The organism is Halorubrum tibetense (assembly GCF_042661865.1).
GTDB classification, from domain to species: Archaea; Halobacteriota; Halobacteria; order Halobacteriales; family Haloferacaceae; genus Halorubrum; species Halorubrum tibetense.
The window spans coordinates 1-3,218 of sequence record NZ_JBHSWW010000272.1; the positions used below are offsets into that span (position 1 = coordinate 1).

Consider the following 3,218-nt stretch of genomic DNA (forward strand, 5'->3'; position numbering starts at 1 on the left):
AGGCCGGCCGCCCGCAGGTCGGCGGCGACCTCGTCGGCGAGCGCGGTCAGCCGGTCGTCGTTCGTCACCAGCGGGAAGACGGCGGCGTCCTGTGGTGCGACCTCGGGCGCTAACGAGAGGAAGGTGCGCTCCTCGCCGTCGACCTCGTCGGTCTCGTAGGCGTGCGCGAGCAGCGTCTGGACCGTTCGTCCGACCCCGAAGGAGGGTTCGACCACGTGCGGCGTGATGTGCTCGCCGTTCTCGGTGGCCTCCGCAACCGAGAAGTTCGCCACGTCGGCGTCGACCTCGTGCGTCTCCGCGTCGTCGCCCTCGCCGACGGTCACCTCGACCGTCTCGCCGTCGAAGGCGTCGGGGTCGCGCTCGGCGAGGGTCGCGAGGGCCTCGGCGACCGCGGCGGCGTCCCCGCCGAATTCCGGCCCCAACACCGACATGTCGGGGTCGACGGTGGCGCGCTCGACGGTTTTCGGTTCGTCGTACCGCTTGAACACGGTGAAGGAGTCGTCGCCGTACGCGTCGTGTTTCGAGAGGTCGTAGTCGCCGCGGTACGCGAAGCCGGCGATCTCGATCCAGTCGCCGTCGACCTCGCTCTCCGCGTCCCAGCAGTCGGCCGCGTAGTGGGCGCGCTCGCCAGCAAGGTGCTGCCGGAACCGGAACCGGTCGGTGTCGACGCCGACGCGCTCGTACCACTCTTGGGCGACGCCGAGGTAGTAGCCGACCCACGGCGAGCCGATGACGCCGTCGTCGACCGCCTCGCCGATCGTCGTGTCGAGGTACTCGCCGTCCGCGGCCTCCTGTTCGGTCGCGGGGTACAGTCGGACCGACACGTCGCGGACGCGGTCCAGCGGCGGCTCGTCTGATTCGGGGTCGATGAACTGCTCCAGCTCGGCCTGCGTGAACTCGCGCAGCCGGAGGAGCCCGCCGCGCGGCGAGATCTCGTTGCGGTAGGCGGGGCCGATCTGGGTGATACCGAACGGGAGGTTCCCGCGGGCGTACTCCTTCAACCGCGGGAACTCGACGAAGATCCCCTGTGCCGTCTCCGGCCGGAGGTACCCCGGTTGGGCGTCGCCGGGTCCGATATCGGTCGCGAACATGAGATTGAAGTCCTCGACCGGCTCGCCCGCGAGCGACGCGCCACACGTGGGGCAGGCGATGTCGTTGTCGGCGATGAGCGCTTCGACCTCCTCGCCGGGTAACGCCTCGGCGTCCTCGATGTCGGTGACGGCCTCGACGAGATGGTCGGCGCGGTGGGACGAGCCACACTCCGAACACTCGACGAGCATGTCGTCGAACGTGTCCAGGTGGCCCGACGCCTCGAAGACCGCCTCCGGCATGACGGTCGGCGCTTCGATCTCGCGGTTCCCCTCCTGGAGCGTGAAGCGGTCGCGCCAGGCGTCCTCGACGTTCCGCTTCAGGGCCGCGCCCTGCGGACCGAAGGTGTAGAAGCCGGCGGTGCCGCCGTACGCGCCGTTCGAGCCGAAGAAGAACCCGCGCCGCTTCGCGAGCTCGGTGAGCGCCTCGCTGGCCATCAGATACCCTCCAGGAGGTCGACGTCTCGAACGATACCGGCGAGCTCCGTGCCGTTCACGAGCGGCACCTGCTCGACGTCGTTCGTGATCAGCTCCTGTGCCACGTCGCGAGCGGTCCGCGCGCCGTTGACCGTGATCACTTCGTCGGTCATGAAGTGGCGCGTCGGCCCCACGGGCAGCTCGACGTTCCGGGTGGGGAGGTAGCGCGCGCCGGTCGCTTTGATCCCCTCCCAGGACCACTCGGAGTCCTGCTCGGCGATCGAGTCGCCGGTGCTCGCCTCCCCCTCGACGACGCGGGCGACTTCCACCACGTCGACCTCCGTGAGGATGCCGGCCATCGACGCGTCGTCGTCGAGGACGACGGCGTACGGGACGCCCGCGAGCCCGATCTCGCGCTCGGCGACCGGAAGGGGTGTCTCGACGTGAGTCGCGTTCACCGACCGAGTCGCCAGTTCGCCGACCTGTCGGTCGCCGTCGACCTCGCCGCGGGCGATAGCACGCACCACGTCGGTGACGGTGAGTATCCCGACGAGCACGTCGCCGTCGACGACCGGGAGCCGCCGCGCCCCGTCGGCGACCATCAGCTCCGCGGCCGCCTCGATCGAGGTGTCCGCCGTCGTCGTCGGCACTTCACGCATCAACAGCGCGAGCTGGTCCTCGTCGGGCTGGTCGATGAGGTCGTCACGCGAAACGAGCCCGCGGTACACCTCCTCGCCGTCGACCTCCTTGACGACCGGTACGGAGGAGAAGCCGTGCTCCTGGAGGTATTCCAACACGTCGTTTCGACTGCCCGGGATCTCGACGACGACGAGGTCCGAACGGGGCGTCATGGCGTCTGCTACGTTCATGCTCCGTCTTTCAGCGTCGCTCCTCTTGTATCCCCCGAAGGTGACCGGCGGGCGATCCCTCGCGGGTTCCGCCGGCTATCCGGGGCCTTCTCGTTCCATTCCGTCGGATCGTCACCGAATCCCGGTCGACGATCTCCTGATCCGCGAGCGGACGGCGATCCAGACCCGGATATCGGGTGATCACGCCGATCAGGCCGACTGATCCGAAACCTGGGTTCGGAAACCTTATAAATGGTTGAGAAGTAATCACAACCATGTCACGGAGTTCCACTCCCTGGGACGACCCGGACCCTGACCGTCATCGGACGGGGTTGCCGATGGACCCGGACGTCGACGTCGGCTCTTCTCCCGATGTCATGGCGTCCATCGACGCCTCGGCGACACGATCGGAGCTCGTGATCGCCGATGTCTCCCGCGAGAACGCGTGGCTCTCCGTCGACGAGACGGATGCTCCCGTGCTCGAGGAGTGGTGCTGAAGTCGCCACCCTCGCGTTCCGGGTATATTTCCGTCCCGTTCGCCGACGAACCCGAGTCGGCTACTCCCCGTCTCGAACGCCCTCTCCCACTTCCCATCCCTGGATCAGTGCCGACAGCGTTCGACACGTGGGGACGTCGACATCGTGGGCGGCGGCACGCTCGACGATCGTGCCGTAGATCGCGTCGACCTCAGTCCGCCGTCCTGCCTCGACGTCCGCACACATCGATGACCGGTTCGCGGCCGTGTCGTGGGCGACCCGCTCGACCGCGTCGATCGCCGTTTCGTCCGGGAGATCGATCCCGTCGGCCCGTGCGACCGTCGCGACCTCGCGGGCGGCCTCGCGAGCGACATCGACGGCGGGCCCCG

Annotated in this window: 4 protein-coding genes; 1 reads left to right on the forward strand and 3 read right to left on the reverse strand. The window is 68.6% G+C overall.

Features of this window, described 5'->3' with window-relative positions:
* Together glyS and ACFQEU_RS13445 are read right to left on the reverse strand one after the other, a co-directional pair.
* A partial coding sequence (gene glyS / locus ACFQEU_RS13440) for a glycine--tRNA ligase (RefSeq protein WP_379782963.1) occupies positions 1-1,526 on the reverse strand: 1,526 nt, incomplete at its 3' end.
* A complete protein-coding gene (locus tag ACFQEU_RS13445; RefSeq protein WP_379782965.1) occupies positions 1,526-2,374 on the reverse strand; it encodes a CBS domain-containing protein in 849 nt (282 codons plus the stop codon). The genes ACFQEU_RS13445 and glyS, both read right to left, overlap by 1 nt.
* A 254-nt stretch (positions 2,375-2,628) precedes the next feature.
* Between ACFQEU_RS13445 and ACFQEU_RS13450 the strand changes: the two genes are divergently transcribed.
* Positions 2,629-2,850 (forward strand): DUF7556 family protein, encoded by a 222-nt coding sequence (locus ACFQEU_RS13450; RefSeq protein WP_379782967.1) that lies wholly within the window; start codon positions 2,629-2,631, stop codon positions 2,848-2,850.
* A gap of 60 nt (positions 2,851-2,910) precedes the next feature.
* Here the strand turns inward: ACFQEU_RS13450 and ACFQEU_RS13455 are convergent.
* On the reverse strand, positions 2,911-3,218 hold a 308-nt coding region (locus tag ACFQEU_RS13455), incomplete at its 5' end, for a ketopantoate reductase family protein (RefSeq protein ID WP_379782969.1).

Excerpts from the sequence above, each read along its gene's own strand:
- ACFQEU_RS13445 (WP_379782965.1), bottom strand. The coding sequence starts at position 2,374 with ATGAACGTAGCAGACGCCATGACGCCCCGTTCGGACCTCGTCGTCGTC.
- ACFQEU_RS13450 (WP_379782967.1), top strand. The coding sequence starts at position 2,629 with ATGTCACGGAGTTCCACTCCCTGGGACGACCCGGACCCTGACCGTCAT.